The following is a 17703-nucleotide window of genomic DNA, read 5'->3' on the forward strand; positions in this document are numbered from 1 at the left end:
AACCAGCCTCACACACGGTAGTTGAGTACCCCGTGGAAGACATCCCCGACGCCTCGGACCGGAACGAGAAGGCCGCTCCACCCCCCTTGCTCGTCGAAGCCGTCGGCTACGCCGAGAACCGCCACTGGGAGGTGGCCCCGGGCGCCTGGCTGATCGACGACGGCGGCGGCGGTGTCCGCTGCTCCTGCGGGGACCACCGCTGCACGCTGCCGGGCGCCCACCCGCTGGACGCGGACTGGGCGCGCACGGCGAGCGCCGGCCCCGGCGCGGTGCGGAGCTGGTGGACCGACCGGCCCCGGGCGTCGATCCTGCTGCCCACCGGGCGCTCGTTCGACGTGCTGGACGTCCCGGAGACGGCCGGCTGCCTGGCGCTCGCCCGGATGGAGCGGATGGACCTCCAGCTCGGCCCGGTCGTGGTCCAGCCCGCCGCGCCCGGACGGATCGGGCGGCGACTGCACTTCCTGGCACTGCCCGGGGCCGCGGCCAGGCTCCCGGAGATGCTCCGCCGGCTCGGCCGGCCGCCGGGCCGGCTGGACCTGGTCGCCCGGGGCGAGGGGGACTGGACGGTCGCCCCGCCGTCCCGGATCGGCTCCCTCGGGTACGCCCAGTGGGCCCGCTCCCCCTCCGCGCTCAACCGCTGGCTGCCGGACGCCGCCGAGCTGATCGGCCCGCTGGCCTACGCCTGCGCCCGCGAGACGCCCTCGGGCCGCGCCGCCCGGGCCGCCCGGCCGACGCCGGTGGGCTGAGTTCCGCCGGTTCCGCCCGGCCCCTCGAACGGCCGCCCTCCGCCGATCGGGTGAGGGTGCGCACCGCGCGACACAACGCGCGCGAGTGACGGGCCTTGTCCCCCACCGGGGACGGGGCCCGTCATACGCATGTCCGGATAAGGCTTCCGTGTACCCGCTGGTCAACGGGAGAAGCCCCTCGTACGAGTGACGGCACTCAAGGATTGCCATGATCGGCCGAGGGGAGGAATTGCGGTGTGTGGGGACGCCGGCAGGGGCGCTCGGACGGGGAAGCCGGGCGGCGGCGACGGAGGGGAAGCGGGAGGGAAAAGGAGGGGACGGGGAGGGGCGGGAGGGAACGGGGAGGCGAGCGGGCCCGCTGCATGGGGAGCAGCGGGCCCGCTCGACTGTTCGCGTCCGGCGCCTCAGGCCTGGGCGACGAAGACGTGCTGGGCGATGTCCTTGCCCAGCTCCGCCGCGTTGTCCCCGGTGCCGACCAGCACGCCGCCGACGCCGGCGCTCACCTTGACCGTGGAGCCCGGCCGGACACCGGCCCGGCGCAGGGTGCTCATCAGCGCGCTGTCGGTCTGGATCGGCTCGCCGATCCGGCGGACCACCACGTCGGCCCCGGCCTCGCCCGGCTTGACGGTGTCCAGCGGGACGAGCCCGGCGTCGAAGCCCTCGCCCTCGGCCTTGGTGTCGCCCAGCTCGTCCAGACCCGGGATCGGGTTCCCGTACGGCGACTGGGTGGGGTGGCCGAGCATGGCGAGCACCTTGCGCTCGACCGTCTCGCTCATCACGTGCTCCCAGCGGCAGGCCTCCTCGTGCACCTGCTCCCACTCCAGGCCGATCACGTCGACGAGCAGGCACTCGGCGATGCGGTGCTTGCGCATGACGCGCACCGCGAGCCGGCGGCCCTCCTCGGTCAGTTCGAGGTGGCGGTCCCCGGCGACCTGGAGCAGCCCGTCGCGCTCCATCCGGCCGACCGTCTGGCTGACCGTGGGGCCGCTCTGTTCCAGGCGCTCCGCGATCCGGGCACGCATCGGGACGATGCCCTCCTCCTCCAGCTCCAGGATGGTGCGAAGGTACATCTCAGTGGTGTCGATCAGCCCAGACATCGCCGCTGGCTCCGTTCTTCGGTGTCCTCACCGCCAATTCTGACGTACCGGACCGACAACCGGGCCCGCCCCGGGGCTCCGGAGGCCCGTTTTGTTCCTGTTGACAACGATGCCACCGGGGCGCGACCGTGCTCGCCGAAGCTTTCTCCACCGGCGGTCTGGACCACCCGGACCACCCCACCCGGCCGGAATCCCCCACCGGCAGAGAGCGAAGGCAGCAGATGAACGACCTGGTCGGCCGGTACTTCGACGCCGCGATCTCCCACCTCCAGCGGGTCCGCGAGGAGGAGGCCGACACCATCGAGGCCGCCGCCGCGCTGCTGGCGGAGGCGATGACCGAGGGTCGCCGGGTCTTCACCTTCGGTGCCGGGCACTCCGCGCTGCCGGCCCAGGACGTGGTCTACCGGGCCGGCGGACTGGTCCCGGTGAACCTGCTGAACGTGCCCGGGACCGCCGGGGTGACCGTGATGCCCGCGCCGCTGTCCAGCGCGCTGGAGCGGGTCTCCGGGCTGGCCACCGCCACCCTGGACCTGACTCCGGCGACCGCCGGGGACCTGCTGTTCGTGATCTCGCTCTCCGGCCGCCAGGTGATGCCGGTCGAGCTGGCCCGCTACGCCCGGGACCGCGGCCTCAAGGTGGTCGGCGTGACCTCGCTGGCGTACCCGCGGGAGGTGCCCTCGGCGCACCCGACCGGCACCTACCTCAAGGACCACTGCGACGTGGTGCTGGACAGCAAGATCGCGGTCGGCGACGGCGAGCTGACCCACCCGGGCGCCGAGACCACCTTCGGCCCGGTCTCCACCATCGTGACCAGCGCGCTGATGCAGGCCGTGGTCGCCTCCGCGGTCGGCCGGCTGGCCGACCGGGCGGCCGCCGGGGAGTGCCCCGCGCCGCCGCTGTTCCGCTCCGGCAACGTCCCGGGCGGCACCGAGTGGAACGCCGAGCAGATGGCCGAGAACACCGAGCGGGTCTTCTACACCTACTGAGCGGCACCCGCCGGGCCGCACCCGCCGGCCGCGCGCACCGGCCCGCACTCCGCCCGGCCGCACCGGCAGGTCGCCCGCGCACATCCGCCGACCGGTGCGCGCCCCCGCCACCTCCCGCACGCTGGGTACCGGCATGAACACGGGGAGTACCGGACAACCACCGGGGCTTCCCGGCCACATCCGGCCGCCCCGGCCGTCACCAGGCGTACCGGCGAGTCCCCCGGGGCAGGAGAGCGGTGCGACCGGAGCGACTGGTGGGGGCCGAACATGGCGTCTGTTGCGGGACGGACCGGGTGGGTGCGTGAGCGGGACCTGCTGCCCGAGTTCTTCTGGGCCGCCGACTCGGCGTCGCTGCGCGGGCAGCGGCGCTCGGTGCTGCTCTCCGCCTGGGAACTGGTCCTGCTGGTGGTCGCCGCGGCGACCGGCTCGGCCGACGGCGAGCCCTGGGCCTGGCCCGCGGCGGCCGCCTACCTCGGCGCGATCGTGCTGGCGGTGGTGATCAGCCGGCAGAACCCGCAGGGCCTCTGGTACGAGGGGCGGGCGGCCGCCGAGTCGGTGAAGACGCTGGCCTGGAAGTACGCCGTCCGGGCCGACGCCTACCAGCCCCCGCCGCGCGCCCTGCCGGACGCCGAGGGCCTGTACCGCTTCCAGCTCTCCGGGGTGCTCGGCGCGTTCCGGGACAGCCCGGTGGCCGTCCCGGACGCCGGGGTGGAGATCACCCCGGCCATGCACGACCTGCGCGGCCAGCCGCTGGCGGTGCGCCGCGAGGTGTACCTGGCCGAGCGGATCCAGCTGCAGCACGACTGGTACCGCGCCAAGGCCCGCTACTGCGCCCGCGCCGGGCACTGGGCCGGGGTGCTGGGCGTGCTGCTGCCGGCGCTCGGACTGGTGCTCGCCCTGCTGCGGGCGCTCGGCGCGTTCAGCTACGACGCGCTGGGCACGGTCTCGGCGGTGGCCGCCTCGGTCGCCGCCTGGGCGCAGCTGCGCCAGTACCGGCCGCTGGCCGCCGCGTACGCCCTGGCCGCCGAGGAGCTGGCGCAGATCCAGCGCCAACTCGCCCAGCTGGACCTGGAGTCGATGGAGGCCGAGGAGATCTGGGCCCGCCTGGCCCGGGACGCCGAGGACGCGATCTCCCGCGAGCACACCACCTGGCAGGCCCGCCGGGAGGTACGCACCACCACCGACCGGGAGCACGCAACCGACCCGGAGCACTGAGGAGGCCGCAGGTGTCGTTACGGATGATCAAAACGGCGGACGACCGCGCGCTCGCCGTCGAGTCCCTCGGCGACCCGCGCGGCCGTCCGGTGTTCCTGCTGCACGGCATGCCCGGCAGCCGGGTCGGCCCGCACCCGCGCAGCACCGTGCTGTACCGGCTGGGCGTGCGGCTGATCTCGTACGACCGGCCGGGCTACGGCGACTCGACCCGGCTGTTCGGCCGCCGGGTGAGCGCGGCGGCCGCGGACGTGCGGACCATCGCGGACGAGTTCGGGCTGGACAGCTTCGCGGTGCTCGGCCGCTCCGGCGGCGGCCCGCACGCGCTGGCCTGCGCGGCGCTGCTGCCGGGGCGGGTCAGCCGGGCGGCGGTGCTGGTCGGCCTCGCGCCGCGCAACGCGGCCGGCCTGGACTGGTACGCGGGGATGACGCCGTCCAACGTCCGCGCCTACCAGGAGGCCGAGCGCGGGCACGGCCGGATCGCCGACGCGATGGAGTTCCGCTCCCGGCAGATCAAGGACGACCCGGTCCGGCTGCTGAACGGGCTGCGCACCGAACTCTCCGCCGCCGACCGGGAGGTGGTGGCCGACAGCGGACTGCGGCGGATGCTCCAGAGCAACTACCGGGAGGCGTTCCGGCACGGCGCCGACGGCTGGATCGACGACGTGCTGGCCTTCACCGCCGACTGGGGGTTCGAGGTCGGGTCGGTCCGGGTGCCGACCTGGCTCTGGCACGGCGCGGACGACCAGTTCTCGCCGGTCGACCACTCCCGCTGGCTGGCCGACCACATCCCGGACGCCGAACTGTTCCTGGAGCCCGGCGCCGCGCACTTCGGGGCGTTCCGGGTGATGACCACCGCGCTGGCCTGGGCCGCGGGCTGGGGCGGCCCGGGCTCAGACCTCCACCGGCGTCAGGGGCGCTGAGCCGCCGAGCACCGCCAGCACGTTGTCCACCGCCAGGCTGCCCATCGCCTGCCGGGTGCGGACGGTGGCGCTGCCCAGGTGCGGGGCGAGCACCGCGCGCTCCTGGGCGAGCAGCGCGGACGGGACGGCCGGCTCGTGCTCGAAGTTGTCCACGGCGGCGGCGAACAGCGCGCCGGACTCCAGCGCGGCGGCCAGCGCCTCCTCGTCCACCACGCCCGCGGTCATGCTGACCACCACCGCACCGCGCGGCAGCAGGGCGAGGCGGCGGGCGTCCAGCAGGTGCCGGGTCCCCTCGGTGAACGGGCAGGTGACGACCAGCACGGTGGAGGTGGCGAGCAGGTCCTCCAGCGGCTTCCAGTCGGCGCCCTCGGCCTGACCGGCCGGCAGTTCGCGGCGGTTGTGGTAGCTGACCGGCATGTCGAAGGCGCGGGCCCGGCGGGCCACCGCCCGGCCGATCCGGCCCATGCCGAGCACGCCCAGCGGGGTGCCGGCCAGCTCCAGGCCGAGCAGGAAGTTCGGCGCCCAGGTCCAGGACGCGCCGGAGCGCAGCAGCCGTTCGCCCTCGCCGAGCCGGCGGGTGGCGGCCAGCAGCAGTGCCCAGGCCATGTCGGCGGTGGCGGTGGTGAGCACGCCCGGGGTGTTGGTGACCAGGACGCCGCGTTCGGCGCAGGCGGCCACGTCCACGTTGTGGTAGCCGACGGCGTGGTTGGCGACGACGGCCAGCTGCGGGCCGGCCGCGTCGAGGAACCCGGCGTCCACCCGGTCGTCCAGGGTGGTGATCACGGCCCGTCGGCCGCGGACGGCGTCCAGCAGCGCGGCCCGGTCCATCGCCAGGTCGGAGTCGTGGCAGGTGGCGGCGTGGTACGCGGTGAGCCGTTCGACGACGCCGGGGGCGAGGCGCCGGGTGACCAGGACCGGGGGCGGGGTGCTCATGGTCAGGGAGCGTACCCCCGGTCCGGCGGCGCACCCTCGTCCGGCCGCGCGCCCCTCGCCGGCGGCGCACCCCTGGTCCGGGCACGCACCCCGCCCCCCTTCCCGGTCAGACCGGCTGCGGCTCCAGGTCGCGGTTGATCCGCTTCCAGCCCCGCGCGGAGACCGTGTTGGGGTGCTCCTCGCCGACCTGCCGGATCAGCTCGGAGATCGCCCGCGCCCTCAGCTCGGCCGCCTGGGTGTGCCGCCCGCCGGACCGCAGGGTGATCGCCAGGTTGGCCTCGCAGGCCACCGCGTCCGGGTGCTGGGCGCTGTAGCGGTCGCACAGCCCCTGGTACGCGGCCCGGCCGAGCCGCTCGGCGCGGTCCAGCTGCCCGTCGTCGCCGTAGGCGTTGGCCAGGTTGATCATCGCGTTGAGGGTGTACGGGTGCTCCGGCCCGACCGAGCGGGTCAGCCCCTCGACGGTGAGCCGGCCGCGCTCGATGGCGCCCGGGACGTCGCCGCTGCCCCGCAGGTAGATGCCGAGGTTGTTGGCGCAGGCCAGGGTGAACGGGTGCTCGTCGCCGAACAGCCGCCGGTGGCCCTCGAAGACGGTGGAGCAGAGGTCGCGGGCGGCCTCCTTGTCTCCGGAGGCGCTGTGGTCGGCGGCCAGGTTGAGCGCGCAGGCGAGCGCGTCGGGGGCGTCGGCGCCGTAGCGCTCCAGGTAGCGCTCGTAGGTCTCCTTGGTGATCCGGCGGGCCTCGGCGAGCTGGCCGATCCGGCGCAGCGAGACGGCCAGCGACTTGGCGTTGCGCAGGTTCTCCGGCAGGTCCGGGTCGAGCACGTCGCCGAGGTCGGAGGTGACCTCCTGGAGCAGGTCCACCGAGCCGCGGTAGTCGCCGAGTTCGCGCAGGTCGCGGGCCAGGTTGGACTTGGTGGACAGGGTGTAGGGGTGCTTGGGGCCGAGGACGGCGGTGCGCCGGTCGAGGGTCTCCTGGTCGAGTTCGCGGGCCGCCTCGCTGTCGCCGACCAGCCGGTAGTCGATCGCCAGGTTGTTCGCCATGGAGAGCGTGCGCGGGTTGTCGTCGCCGAACAACTCGCGGAACTGGTCGAGGATTTCGCGGTCGAGGTCGAGCGCGGCCTGGAACCGGCCGAGCGCCCGGCGGTCGGCGCCGAGCGAGCCGGCCGTCATCAGTGTGTACGGGTGGTGCTCGCCGAGCAGGCCCCGCTGGCGCTCCAGGGTGTCCTCGTCCAGGGCCAGCGCCTCACCGTAGTTGCCCTGGGAGCGCAGCACGTTGGCGAGTTGGAAGCGCAGCAGCAGGGTCTGCCGGTCGTTCTCGCCGAGCTTGCCGGTCCACTCCACGTCCAGGGCGTGGCCGAGGTCGCGGGCGCGGTCGAGCTCGCCGCGCTTCCACAGGTAGCGGACCCGGTCGATGAGCAGCTGGCGGGTGTCCGCCTCGTCGCAGTTGTGCGCCTTGGACGGCGACAGGTGCGGCCAGATCTCGTCGAAGGCGGGCCAGTTGGCCGGGTCGTCGGTGTCGCCGAGGACGGGCCGGGCGCCGGTGAGGATGCGGTGCACCTCGTGGACGGCGATCTCCTGCTCGTCGGCGGTCATCCCGGCCCGGATCACCGCCTGGACGAGCCGGTGCACCTGGAAGCTGTTGCTGCCGGCGTCGACCTTGGCCAGCGCATACCGGCCGATCGCCTGGATCACCTTGCCCAGCATGAACTTGTCGCTGAGGTCGGCGTCGAACTTCACCAGCGCCCGGATCATCTGGTCGCTGTAGAAGAGGTTCATCGAGATCGGCTCGGGCGCGAAGAACGCGCACAGCTGGAGCAGCCGGACGGCCGCCGGGGACTGCTGGCGCAGCCGTCCGATCGACACGTTCCAGGTCGCGGCGACCGGCGTCGGGTAGTCGGCCGGGCGGCCGACGGCCAGTGCGCGGGCGGCCTCGGCGTGCAGCTGGGAGACGTAGGTCTCCACCGGGGTGCCGGTGGTGTCCAGCCAGGCGGCGGCCACCTCGACGGCCAGCGGCAGGTCCCCGACCGCCTCGGCGACCCGGTCGGCGTCCGGGCGGGAGAGGCTGCGGGCGCGCCGGCACAGGTGCTCGACGCTCTCGCCGCGGGTGAAGACGTCGACCTCCAGCGCCTCGGCGTGCCCGGTCCAGGCCTGGTTGCGGGAGGTGACCAGGATGTGGCCGGAGCCGCCGGGGAAGAACCGGCGGATCTCGGCGGGCTCGTCGGCGTTGTCGAAGATCAGCAGCCAGCGCGAGGTGGGCACGCCGCGCCGCAGCGCCTCCCTGGCCGCCTCGGCGGCCTCGGTCACCGAGTCGCCGACCCGCAGGCCCAGCCGGCGGGCGAGTTCGGCCAGCGCCGGCGCGACCAGCTCGGTCTGCTCGGCGTCGATCCACCAGACCAGGTCGTAGTCGGACATGAAGCGGTGGGCGTACTCCAGCGCCACCTGGGTCTTGCCGACGCCGCCGAGCCCGTACAGGGTCTGCGGGGTGGGCAGCACGGCCGCCATGCCGCCGCGCAGCTGGTTGCGCAGCTGCTCCAGGACGGCGGAACGGCCGGTGAAGGAGGGGTTGCGCGGCGGGACGTCCCACACCGAGGGCTTGCTGCCGGGGAAGCGCGGGCCGCCGCTGGGCGCGTCGTCGAGCGGGGTGTCGCCGCGGCCGAGCGCGCGCAGCAGGCTCTGGATCGACTGCGTCTCGTCGCGGCCGACCAGGTCGACCGGGTTGCGGTTGCTGAACGGCGCGGTGAGCCGCACGTCGCCGACCCGGACGGGCAGCAGCTGGCGGCGGGTGCCGGAGGGGTCGGAGCTGACCACCGACTCCCACAGCGCCCGCGCCTGCGGGGAGCGCTGGTAGGCGGGCGAGAGCACGGCGACCGTCCGGTACGCGGAGTCGATGCCGCGCTCGGTCTCCTCGCGCGGGTCGGTGCCGGCGCTGAGGTCGCGCGGCAGCACCCGGAAGCCGGCCCTGGTCAGGACGGACTCGATCCAGTCCGCCCACATCCGGTCCTCGGGGACGTAGGAGAGGTAGAGGTCGGCGGGCACGGAGGGGCGGCGGCGGGTGAACGCGTCCACGAAGCGCAGCCGCACCTCCTCGTCCACCGGCGGCAGGCCGGCCGCCCGCCCCTCGGTGATCATGGAGGTGAGCCGCTCGCAGGCGGCCAGCATCGAGGTGGGCGTGCCGGTCTGGTCGCCGAAGGTCGCGAGGATCTCCTCGTAGGCGTAGAACGGCCGGTACGGGATCTCCACCGAGCCCCAGTACTGGGCGAGTTCCTCGCCGTCGAAGCCGGCCGGCAGCCCGTCGAAGCGGACCCGGGCGAGGGCGCGGCCGGCGTCGGCCTTCTCCTTCTCGCCCTCGTCGATGCGCATCGGGACGGGCAGGATGCGGATGCCGCGCTCGCGGTAGCGGTCGTGGATGTGCTGGGCGATCCGGGAGGCGCCGTCGATGGACTGGTCGCTGAGGGTGAAGCAGACCACCAGGTCGTCGGGCATCTGGACGGTGCAGATCTCGGCGATGTCGGACAGGCCGGTGCGGGAGTCGATCAGCACGTAGTCGTAGCGCTTGGCCATGTCGGCCTTGAGGGCGTCGAAGAACTGCCCGCCGTCGAAGCGGTCGTAGAAGATGTCCCAGTCGAGGTGGGTGACGGCCTCGGAGTAGTCCCGGTTGAACTGGCCCGCGGAGAGGAAGTCCAGGCTGCCGCCGGCCGGGAAGTGCGGCCAGGTGAGCGAGAGCGCGTGCGGGTGCACCCGGGCGAAGTCCAGGTGCCAGCCCTCGGCGTGCTCGACCGGGCGCAGCGCCTCCTCGCGGTACTCGGCGATCAGGTCCATCATCCCGGTGGTCCCGGCCAGCGAGGCCGGGTCGAGGAACGGGTGGAAGAACTTGGCGAGGCCGGGCGCCTCCAGGTCCCAGTCCACGGTGAGCACGCGGAAGCCGTTGGCGGCCAGGATCCAGGCGGTGTTGGCGAGCGCCATGGTGCGGCCGGTACCGCCCTTGTACGAGTAGAAGGTGATGATCCGGCCGTTGCGGTCCTGTTCCGCCGCCTGCCGCTCGGCCTCCCGCTGGGCGGCCAGGTCGGCGGAGGTGAGCCCGCCGAGACGGAGGTTCCTGGTGCGGTTGTCAGTCATCGCGGTCCTCGTCCTCCCAAGGGCGCCATCCCGTCATCGGGTTCATCGCCGTCGTCGCGGTACGGGTCGTGCTCGCGGTGCGGGTCCTGCTCACGGTGCGGGTCCTGCTCACGGTGCGGGTCGCGCTCGCGGTGCGGGTCGTCGCCGTTGTCCCGACGTCGGTGGGTGGTGCTGGTGGTGCGGCCGGTGCCGTTGCCGCCGGCTCGGTCGTCGGCGCGGTCGTCCCGGTCGTCGCCCCGGTCGTACTCGAAGGGGTCGGCCGGGGACCCGTCCGGTCCGTACCCGCCCGTGCCGCGCCGGAACGCGTCCCGCAGGCTCGGCCGGGGCGGCGGCGGTTCCTCCGGTTCGGCCCGGGTGCGGCCCTCGAACGCGTACTTGGCCTTCATCGCCGCCCGGGGCAGCGCGTCGTCGAAGTCCTCCAGGGAGTGCAGCCCGGTCGGTCCGGTCGCGCCGAGGAAGCTCGGCCGGCTCGCCCGCCGGGTGATGCGCAGCGTCTCGTCGGTCAGGTCGCCCAGCTCGTCGGCGCGGTCGGCGCACTCCGGGTCGTCGCCGTTGAACGGCTCCAGGATGCTCACCCAGGTGGCGTCCGAGCGGTCGAAGCGCCGGACCAGCTCGCGCCGGCGCGGGTCGCGCAGCGCCCAGCGGTCGAGCAGCAGCAGGCCGGGCGCCTCGGCGTTGCCCCCGATGATCGACTCGACCTCCTCGTCGAACTCGTGCACGGTCGGCTGGAACCCCAACTGCCGGGCGAGGCGCGCCGCGTGCTGGGCGATCGGCGAGCCGACCGGCCGGTACGGGTGCCAGTCGGTGCGCCGCTCGCCGTAGTAGTCGGGGCTGCGGTCGGCGGGCAACTCGTTCTGGTGGTAGGCGAGTACGGAGATCCGCAGCTGCTTGGTCGGGGCGGTGACGTTGAACGCGCTCGGCAGGCCGTTGAATCCCAGCCGCCGCCCGACCGGGATCACCGTCTCCTCCGCGACCTGCACGATCCGGGCCGCCAGCCGGTGCACCGCCAGCTCGTAGGCGGAGCGGAAGTAGCTGAGCTTCATCAGGGCGTACAGGCCCTCGGTGGCGTACTCGGGCCCGAAACTCGCGTGGTTGAACTGGAGTTCACTGGCCACGTTCGGCAGCCGGTAGCGGCTCATCGGCGCCCACAGCACCGGGACGATGCCGCTGGTGCGCTCGGAGTCGAGGTTCGCCGGGTAGACCGGCCGGCGGGTGAAGGCGTGCCATTCCTGGCCGCACGGAACGCTGTTGAAGTACCTCGGCGAGTACAGGGGTACGAAAACCCGGCAGGTCGCCAACTCGTCGGACAGTCGTTCGGCCCACAGCTCGCCCTGGTGCATGGACTCGTCCATGAAGCCGACCGCGGCCCCGTCCGGGACCGTGGTGAGCTGGAGCACCGCCTCGCAGAGGTCCCGGTACAACTGCCTGACCCAGTGGTTCGGGTCGCTCGCGCCCCGCGCACCGGCCTTGGGGGTGTGCGCGTAGGAGAGGAAGAAGTACGGCCGGGCATCGTCCTCGTCCCAGCCCCGGTCAGTCACACGCGCCTCCCCCGGGCCCGTCGGCAAACCTGCCTCCCGCAGCCCCCGTGCGGCGGGGCTTCAGTGTAGGAACGACTGACACCCCAATGGAATAGCACAACGTCTCGCACGAATTGACATGACCGAAACGATGCCGCCAACCGTGCACTGGGACCAGTACCCTCGATACGGCCGCCACGCACCACCAGGAGGGCACTCGTGGACCACCTCGACTGGCAGAGGTCCAGCACCAGCAGCGACAAGGATGACTGGATCGAGATCGCCTCCGAGGGCGACCACGTCTACATCCGGCAGTCCGACGACCCCACCCTCGTCGTCACCACCACCCGCATCAAGTTCAACGCCTGGGTGCTCGGCGCCAAGGCCGGCGAGTTCGACCACTTCGTCGCCTGACCCGCCCGACCCCGCCCGGCCGGCACCCCGCCGGTCGGGCGCCCGGCCGGCCGAGCCCGAGGATCACCCCCCGTAGCGGGCGGCCAGGGCCCGTACCGTCCTGGCGATGCGGTCACGGAGTTCGGCCGGTTCCAGCACCTCGACGTCGGCGCCCAGCCGCAGGAACTCCCCGTGCGCGTGGTCCAGCGACTCGATCGGCACCCGGGCCTCCGTCCAGCCCTCGTCCGCGGCGGCGACCCCGAGGCGCCGGGCGCCCTCCGGGGTGAGCCGGACCAGCGCCTCCCCGGTGTGCAGCCGGGCCCGGAAGTCGGCGAGGTAGCCCGTCCAGTACGCGCCCAGGCCGAAGCCGTCCGGCACCGCGAACTCCTCGTCCAGCGCGCGCAGTCCGACGACCTGATCGACCCGGTACGTACGCATCCCGCCCGGACCGGCGGCGACCAGGTACCAGCGCCCGGCCTTGAGCACCAGCCCGTACGGCTCCACCCGCCGCTCGATCTCCTCCGGCGCCCGCCAGCGCCGGTACCGCAGCACCACCGCCCGCCGCTCCCACACCGCGGCGGCGACGGCGGCCAGGTGCGGGGTCTCGTCCGCCGCGCCGTACCAGCCGGGCGCGTCGAGCAGGAAGCGCTCCTGGATCCGCCCGGCATGCTCGCGCAGCTCCGCCGGCAGGGCCGCCCGCAGTTTGAGCTGGGCGGCGGTGAGCGCCTCGCCGAGGCCCAACTCGGCGGCGGCGCCCGGGAGTGCGGCGAGGAAGGCGGCCTGGGCCTCGTCGGCGGTCAGCCCGGTGAGGCGGGTCCGGTAGCCGTCGACCAGCCGGTACCCGCCGGCATGCCCGGCGTCGCCGTACAGCGGGACTCCGGCGGCGGCGAGCGCCTGGACGTCCCGGTAGACCGTACGGAAGGAGACCTCCAGCTCCCCCGCCAGCTGCTCGGCGGTCAGCCGGCCCCGGTTCTGGAGCAGCAGGAGCAGGGCGACCAGCCGACTCGCGCGCATGCCGCCCAGTATCCACTGACAGGAGGTGTCAGGAGAGTGCTCCTACGCTGCGGCGCATGAACGACTTCACCCGCACCGGGGCGGCCACCGCATGAGCCTCGTCGTCGAACTCCGCCAGTACACCCTGCACCCCGGCGCCCGGGAGACCCTGATCGAGCTGTTCGAGCGCGAGTTCGTGACCGGCCAGCAGGCGGTCGGCATCACCGTCGGCGGCCGCTTCCGCGACCTCGACGATCCGGACCGCTTCGTCTGGCTGCGCGCCTTCCCCGACATGGCCGACCGGCGGCGCGCCCTGGAGGCCTTCTACGGCGGCCCGGTCTGGCGGGAGCACCGCGACGCGGCCAACGCCACCATGGTCGACAGCGACGACGTCCTGCTGCTGCGCGGCCCCGGATTCACATCGCGTGCGGGCGGCCGCGAGGTCCTCGCCACCGTCTGCCACCCGGCCGCTTCGGCGGCCGTCCACGGCGGCGCCTTCGACTCCTTCGCCACCGAACACTTGCTCCCGGACCACGCGTTGCACCGCACCGAACACGCCGAGAACGACTTCCCCCGGCTGCCCGTCCGCACCGGCGAGGACGTCCGCGTCTGGTTCGGCCCCGCCGAGCCGGCCCCCTGGCCGTCCCGGCGGCTTCGGCTGGAACCAGTCGCGCCGTAGCCGCCGGGTGCACGCCGGCGTGCCCGTTGTGCCCGCTCCCTCAGGGGCCCGTGACGTTCGCCCCCGCGGCCCGGCGTGGGCCGGGGGCCGGGGGACGGAGGACGGGGGACGAGGCCGGCTCACGCGCCGGGGTGCGCGGGCAGGGCGAGCCAGTCCGACCAGGAGATCTCACGGCCGAGGAAGCGGGGCCGCTCGAACGGCCAGTCGGCGGCGATCCACCGCGGCACCAGGGCGTCCATGGCCCGCTCGACCTCGCTTCCCACCAGTTCGTCCACCACCCACCAGGCGATCTCGCCGTCCGCACCGGCCTTCGCGGGCGGGTCGATGTAGACGCAGCCGAGCAGGGCCGTCTCGGCCGCGTCGAGCAGCGCGTAGTTGAAGGACTGGTGTGCGGCGATCTCCTTCTCGTGCCGCAGCAGGTCGGCCTGGTTGGCCTCGAAGGTCATGGTGGCCGCGGGCCAGCCCCAGGCCGGACCGAAGAGGGTCCACAGCCGTTCGCGCGAGCCCATCACGGCCGGGTAGTCGAGCGGGGCATCCGCCTCCCGGACCGGCCGCAGGTGGTGGGCCCCGCCCGGCAGCGGCACCTGGACGGGATGGACGAAGTCATCGGGAAGCCAGCTCATGGCGCCCGACCGTAGCACCGCGCGGACGCCCGGCCCGCTGGATTTTCCCCGCACCCGCCGCCCCCTCCACCCGCCGCCGAATCACCAACCCCCTGACGTCTCGCGCGGGAAGTCGGCCGAGCCGACTTCCCGCGCACGCGATGGGAACGGGCGGGGCGAGGAGGAGGGGCGGGACCGGGTGTCGAGGGGTGAGAACGAGGAGCGGGGGTCAGGGGCGGCCGCGGCGCAGGACGACCTCGGCGAGGTCGACGGCCTCCCGCACCGGGACGAGCCGGCAGTCGGCCGTGCCGATGCGGGCGGTGGTGATGCCGCGGGCGGTGCGCAGGACCTCCTCCCCGAGGCGGTCGAAGTGGAGGTCGTCGAGGTCGGGGGCCCGGAAGGTGGTCCAGCCGTCCGCCCCGACGCAGCGGTACTCGCGCAGCGGGACGTCGGGCATCCGCAGGTCGGCCAGGTGGAAGGCGGTGAACCGGCCCATCGGCACGCCGAGCATCAGCACTCGGGCGTCCAGTTCGTAGAGCCGCCCGAGCGGCGACTCCGGGCCGAGGTGGGAGGTCAGCGGGTGGCGCCCGGTGATCTCCCGGGCGAGCCGGCCCACGGCCGCCCAGGAGGTCTGCGGGTGGTGGCTGCGCAGTGCGCCCGGGTGGGTGCGGACCGCCTCCGACAGCGCCCCCATGGAGGGCGAGGCCGGGGTGGTGGCCGGATCGAAGCGGGGCATCCGGGCCTGGTAGTCGGCCACCGCCGCCGGGGAGAGACCGGCGGTGGCGCGCTGGTGGACGCGGGAGGTGGCGGAGTTCTCGGGTGTGGCGGTGTAGGCGACCAGGGTGCCGTCGGGGCCGAGGAGTTCGAGCAGGGCCTCGACCACACCGGCCGCCCCTCCGGGCACCGGTCCGAGGGCGCGCAGGGACGCCTGGACGTGCAGCACCGTGCCCGGACGGACCCCGAGGTCGGCGAGGTCGCGGACGAGGGGACGGACGGGGGAGGCGACGGCGACGCCGCCGCGGGGTTCGGTGAGGATGGCGTTTCCCCGGGGTTGATGGCCCCGGGCGAGGGAGGACCCGGGGCGGCGGGAGTGGGAGGTCAGACCCCGGCCCGTTCGCGCCGTACCCGGTCGGCCGCCTGCTCGGCGGCGGCGGGCAGCGGCAGGGCGAGCCAGGGTGCCACGGTGGCACGCATGCCGTCGGCGAAGCGCGAGCCGGTCCCGGTCAGGGCCCCGGACGACGCCAGCCGCTCCACGGCTTCGGCGGTGTACCGCCGCCAGAGCGCGAACTGCTCCCGCGCCCGGTCGGCGGCCGGTCCCGGCAGTCCGTCGTACGCGCGGGTGCGGGTGCCCCAGTACTCGGTGACGGCCAGGTGGGCGTACGTGCCCTGGAGCAGCCCTTCGAGCGGCCGGGGGTCGGGCCGCCAGGGGGCGAGGTACAGCGTGGTGTCGGCGCGGTCGTACAGGTCCGTCAGGTCCAGCACCGCGCCGAGCTTGACGTGCTGGAACTCGTGCGCGAGCAGCAGGGCGAGGGCCGGCGCGGTGGCGGGCCGGGCGATGCCGACCGCACCGTACGCCTGTCGGGCCGCCGAGCTGACGTCCCGGCCGGTCGGGCCCGGCCGCAACGGGGTGACCGTCGCCAGGCCGGCCCGGATGCCCTCCGCGTACCCGGGCAGGTCCCGCCCGAGCAGCTCCCAGGCCTCGCGCAACGCGCCCGTCCAGTCGAGCAGTTCGCCCTCGGACAGGCGGTCCGCCACCGGGTGGTCGTGGCAGTCGCGCAGCGGGTCGGTGTCCTCCAGGGCGACCGTCCAGCCGCCGGCCAGCCGGATCCGCCGCAGCGGCTGGTCCGGCACGGTGTGCACCGAGCCGTCGGACGCCCGCACCTCGAAGCCGTCGGCCCGCCCGGTGACCACGGCCTCGCCGTCGGGTACGGCGATCCGGCCGAGCGTCGGCAGGTGCAGCCACCCGCCGCGGACGGGCACCGCCACCGCGTCCCCCCGCCCGGCCCGCACCGCGGCGGCCGCGGCGAGCGCGGCCAGTGGGCCGAGCCCGACCGGCAGGTCCCCGGCGAGTCTGCGGGCCGCCCAGGAGCGGGCGTACGGGTGGGCGAGCACGGTGTCCACGGCGGCGGGGGCCGCCGTGTCGAGCTCCGTCAGCAGGGCCCACGCCTCGGCCCGCCCCTGTCCGGAGGCGTCCCAGGCGGCGGCCAGCATCGCCCGGGTGAGGGCGAGTTGGGAGCGGCCGAGCGCGGCGATGGTCTCCGCGCTCCCGTATCCGCGCGCCAGCTCGTCGAGTTGCGACGGGGTGAGCGCGCCGGGCGGCAGCGGCTCGGCGCCGGGCCGGGCGGCCTCGGCCGTCCGCGCCGGAACACCGGTCGAACCCCCGTTCCCCGCAATGCCGTTGATGAACGTCATGAGATCACCGCAGTAGACGGAGGGATGGTCGAAGCTGCCTCCTCCATCGTCGCTCCGATAGCGGTGGGCGTACAGCCCGCCACCGCAGGAGCGGACCACGGAGCAGGCGCGGCAGGCCTCGCTCAGCCCGGCCAGGCCGGACTGGCGGGCGGCGATGCCGGGGTGGCGGGCCAGGTCGTCGAGGCTGTGCGCGAAAACGTTCATGCCGGTGACGGGCGCGCCGTCGTACGCGGTCTTCAGGCTGTCGGCCTGCTCGAAGGTCCCGTCCGTCTCCAGGACCGCCAGGTCGGAGGGCTCCAGGCCGAGCGACTCGGTGAGACTGGAGAATCCGCGCAGGGTCCGGTGCACGGACTCGAAGGTCCGTACGGCGAACGGCCGTCCGTCCGCTTCCCACAGCCCGTGGACGGTCAGCAGCCAGTCGGCGTACGGGGTGGTGGCCGGTCCGGCGGGGCGCGCGGGCGGATCGTCCCAGGTGGCATGCGGAAGCAGGAAGTCCACGGCGGGCGGGCGGAGTTCGGCCAGCGCCCGGTACACGGCCACCGGGTCGTTCTCGACGTCCATCGTGCACAGCAGCCCGGCGAACAGGTGCCGGTACTCAGGCGCGTTCAGCAACGCGACCGCCCGCAGCACCTGCGGGTGGCTGCTGCGTCCGTCGGCGAACCGCCGGTGGCGGTCGTTGGCGGCCCGGTCGCCGTCCAGCGAGATGCCGACCTTGATGTCCTGCTCCGCGAACAGCGCGCAGAAGTCCCGGCTCAACAGCACGCCGTTGGTGTGGATGCGCAGGTCGAGCACGCAGCCGGGCGGGAGTGCCGCCCGGAGCGTCCCGGCGGCGCGGCGCAAGCGGTCCGGGCCGGCGAGCAGGGGTTCTCCCCCGTGCAGGACGACCCGGACGGCGGGCAGCCGGTGGGCGGCCGCGTGCTCACCGATGCGCTCGGCGGCCTTGGCCATGATCCCGTCCGCGATGACCTTCGGCCGGGAGCGCCAGCTGCTGTCCGCATGCTCGTAGACGTAACAGTGGTCGCAGGCCAGATCGCACCTGCTGTGCATCTTGACCACGAACTGCGTCAACGGCAGCGGAATCGACGTCGTCATGGAA

At 74.3% G+C, this 17703-nt stretch carries 14 protein-coding genes; 6 read left to right on the forward strand and 8 right to left on the reverse strand.

The genetic code is table 11. The features are described 5' to 3' along the window. Window positions 1-32: 32 nt before the first annotated feature. A complete protein-coding gene (locus tag ACFVVA_RS21140) occupies window positions 33-746 on the forward strand; it encodes a bifunctional DNA primase/polymerase (protein ID WP_387691542.1) in 714 nt (237 codons plus the stop codon). A 404-nt stretch (window positions 747-1150) separates the two neighbouring features. Here ACFVVA_RS21140 and ACFVVA_RS21145 read toward each other — a convergent pair whose 3' ends face one another. Beyond that, entirely contained in the window at window positions 1151-1843 is a 693-nt protein-coding gene (locus ACFVVA_RS21145; RefSeq protein ID WP_049649967.1) for a metal-dependent transcriptional regulator, read from the reverse strand. A 221-nt stretch (window positions 1844-2064) separates the two neighbouring features. On the opposite strand from ACFVVA_RS21145, the gene ACFVVA_RS21150 reads away from it, so the two are divergent. The 3 genes from ACFVVA_RS21150 to ACFVVA_RS21160 all read left to right on the forward strand — a co-directional run bounded on the left by ACFVVA_RS21150 (window position 2065) and on the right by ACFVVA_RS21160 (window position 4964). Next, the gene (locus ACFVVA_RS21150) at window positions 2065-2829 is read left to right on the forward strand and encodes a sugar isomerase domain-containing protein (RefSeq protein WP_387691663.1); all 765 of its coding nucleotides are present in this window, start codon (window positions 2065-2067) and stop codon (window positions 2827-2829) included. A gap of 297 nt (window positions 2830-3126) precedes the next feature. Further along, a complete protein-coding gene (locus ACFVVA_RS21155; protein ID WP_387691545.1) occupies window positions 3127-4044 on the forward strand; it encodes a DUF4231 domain-containing protein in 918 nt (305 codons plus the stop codon). A gap of 23 nt (window positions 4045-4067) precedes the next feature. Continuing rightward, a complete protein-coding gene (locus tag ACFVVA_RS21160; RefSeq protein WP_359902164.1) occupies window positions 4068-4964 on the forward strand; it encodes an alpha/beta fold hydrolase in 897 nt (298 codons plus the stop codon). Here the strand turns inward: ACFVVA_RS21160 and ACFVVA_RS21165 are convergent. The 3 genes from ACFVVA_RS21165 to ACFVVA_RS21175 form a co-directional block, all read right to left on the reverse strand. Then, complete coding sequence (locus ACFVVA_RS21165) at window positions 4935-5897, reverse strand: 2-hydroxyacid dehydrogenase (RefSeq protein ID WP_387691547.1); 963 nt, start codon at window positions 5895-5897, stop codon at window positions 4935-4937. The genes ACFVVA_RS21160 and ACFVVA_RS21165 overlap by 30 nt on opposite strands. Window positions 5898-6003: 106 nt before the next feature. Next, the gene (gene fxsT / locus ACFVVA_RS21170; protein ID WP_380351892.1) at window positions 6004-10011 is read right to left on the reverse strand and encodes an FxSxx-COOH system tetratricopeptide repeat protein; all 4008 of its coding nucleotides are present in this window, start codon (window positions 10009-10011) and stop codon (window positions 6004-6006) included. Further along, on the reverse strand, window positions 10008-11549 hold the full coding sequence (locus ACFVVA_RS21175; RefSeq protein ID WP_387691550.1) for a TIR-like protein FxsC: 1542 nt from the start codon (window positions 11547-11549) through the stop codon (window positions 10008-10010). The genes fxsT and ACFVVA_RS21175 overlap by 4 nt, the downstream gene beginning before the upstream one ends. A gap of 198 nt (window positions 11550-11747) precedes the next feature. Here ACFVVA_RS21175 and ACFVVA_RS21180 point away from each other — a divergent pair, with 198 nt between their 5' ends. Beyond that, a complete protein-coding gene (locus ACFVVA_RS21180) occupies window positions 11748-11942 on the forward strand; it encodes a DUF397 domain-containing protein (protein ID WP_359902156.1) in 195 nt (64 codons plus the stop codon). A gap of 63 nt (window positions 11943-12005) precedes the next feature. Here the strand turns inward: ACFVVA_RS21180 and ACFVVA_RS21185 are convergent, their stop codons facing one another. Then, window positions 12006-12935, reverse strand: coding sequence for a helix-turn-helix transcriptional regulator (locus ACFVVA_RS21185; protein WP_387691552.1), 930 nt, complete (start codon window positions 12933-12935; stop codon window positions 12006-12008). A 91-nt stretch (window positions 12936-13026) separates the two neighbouring features. On the opposite strand from ACFVVA_RS21185, the gene ACFVVA_RS21190 reads away from it, so the two are divergent. Continuing rightward, window positions 13027-13593 (forward strand): NIPSNAP family protein, encoded by a 567-nt coding sequence (locus tag ACFVVA_RS21190; RefSeq protein ID WP_387691554.1) that lies wholly within the window; start codon window positions 13027-13029, stop codon window positions 13591-13593. A 119-nt stretch (window positions 13594-13712) separates the two neighbouring features. On the opposite strand, the gene ACFVVA_RS21195 is transcribed toward ACFVVA_RS21190, so the two are convergent. From ACFVVA_RS21195 to ACFVVA_RS21205, 3 genes are all read right to left on the reverse strand, one after another. Next, window positions 13713-14216, reverse strand: coding sequence for an N-acetyltransferase (locus tag ACFVVA_RS21195; protein WP_387691556.1), 504 nt, complete (start codon window positions 14214-14216; stop codon window positions 13713-13715). Between the two features lie 208 nt (window positions 14217-14424). Next, window positions 14425-15138 (reverse strand): aminoglycoside N(3)-acetyltransferase, encoded by a 714-nt coding sequence (locus ACFVVA_RS21200; RefSeq protein ID WP_387691558.1) that lies wholly within the window; start codon window positions 15136-15138, stop codon window positions 14425-14427. A gap of 155 nt (window positions 15139-15293) precedes the next feature. Next, window positions 15294-17699 (reverse strand): FxsB family cyclophane-forming radical SAM/SPASM peptide maturase, encoded by a 2406-nt coding sequence (locus ACFVVA_RS21205; protein ID WP_387691560.1) that lies wholly within the window; start codon window positions 17697-17699, stop codon window positions 15294-15296. Window positions 17700-17703 lie beyond the last annotated feature (4 nt).

The organism is Kitasatospora sp. NPDC058048, from assembly GCF_042885555.1.
In the GTDB taxonomy this organism is placed as follows: Bacteria; Actinomycetota; Actinomycetes; order Streptomycetales; family Streptomycetaceae; genus Kitasatospora; species Kitasatospora lactacystinica.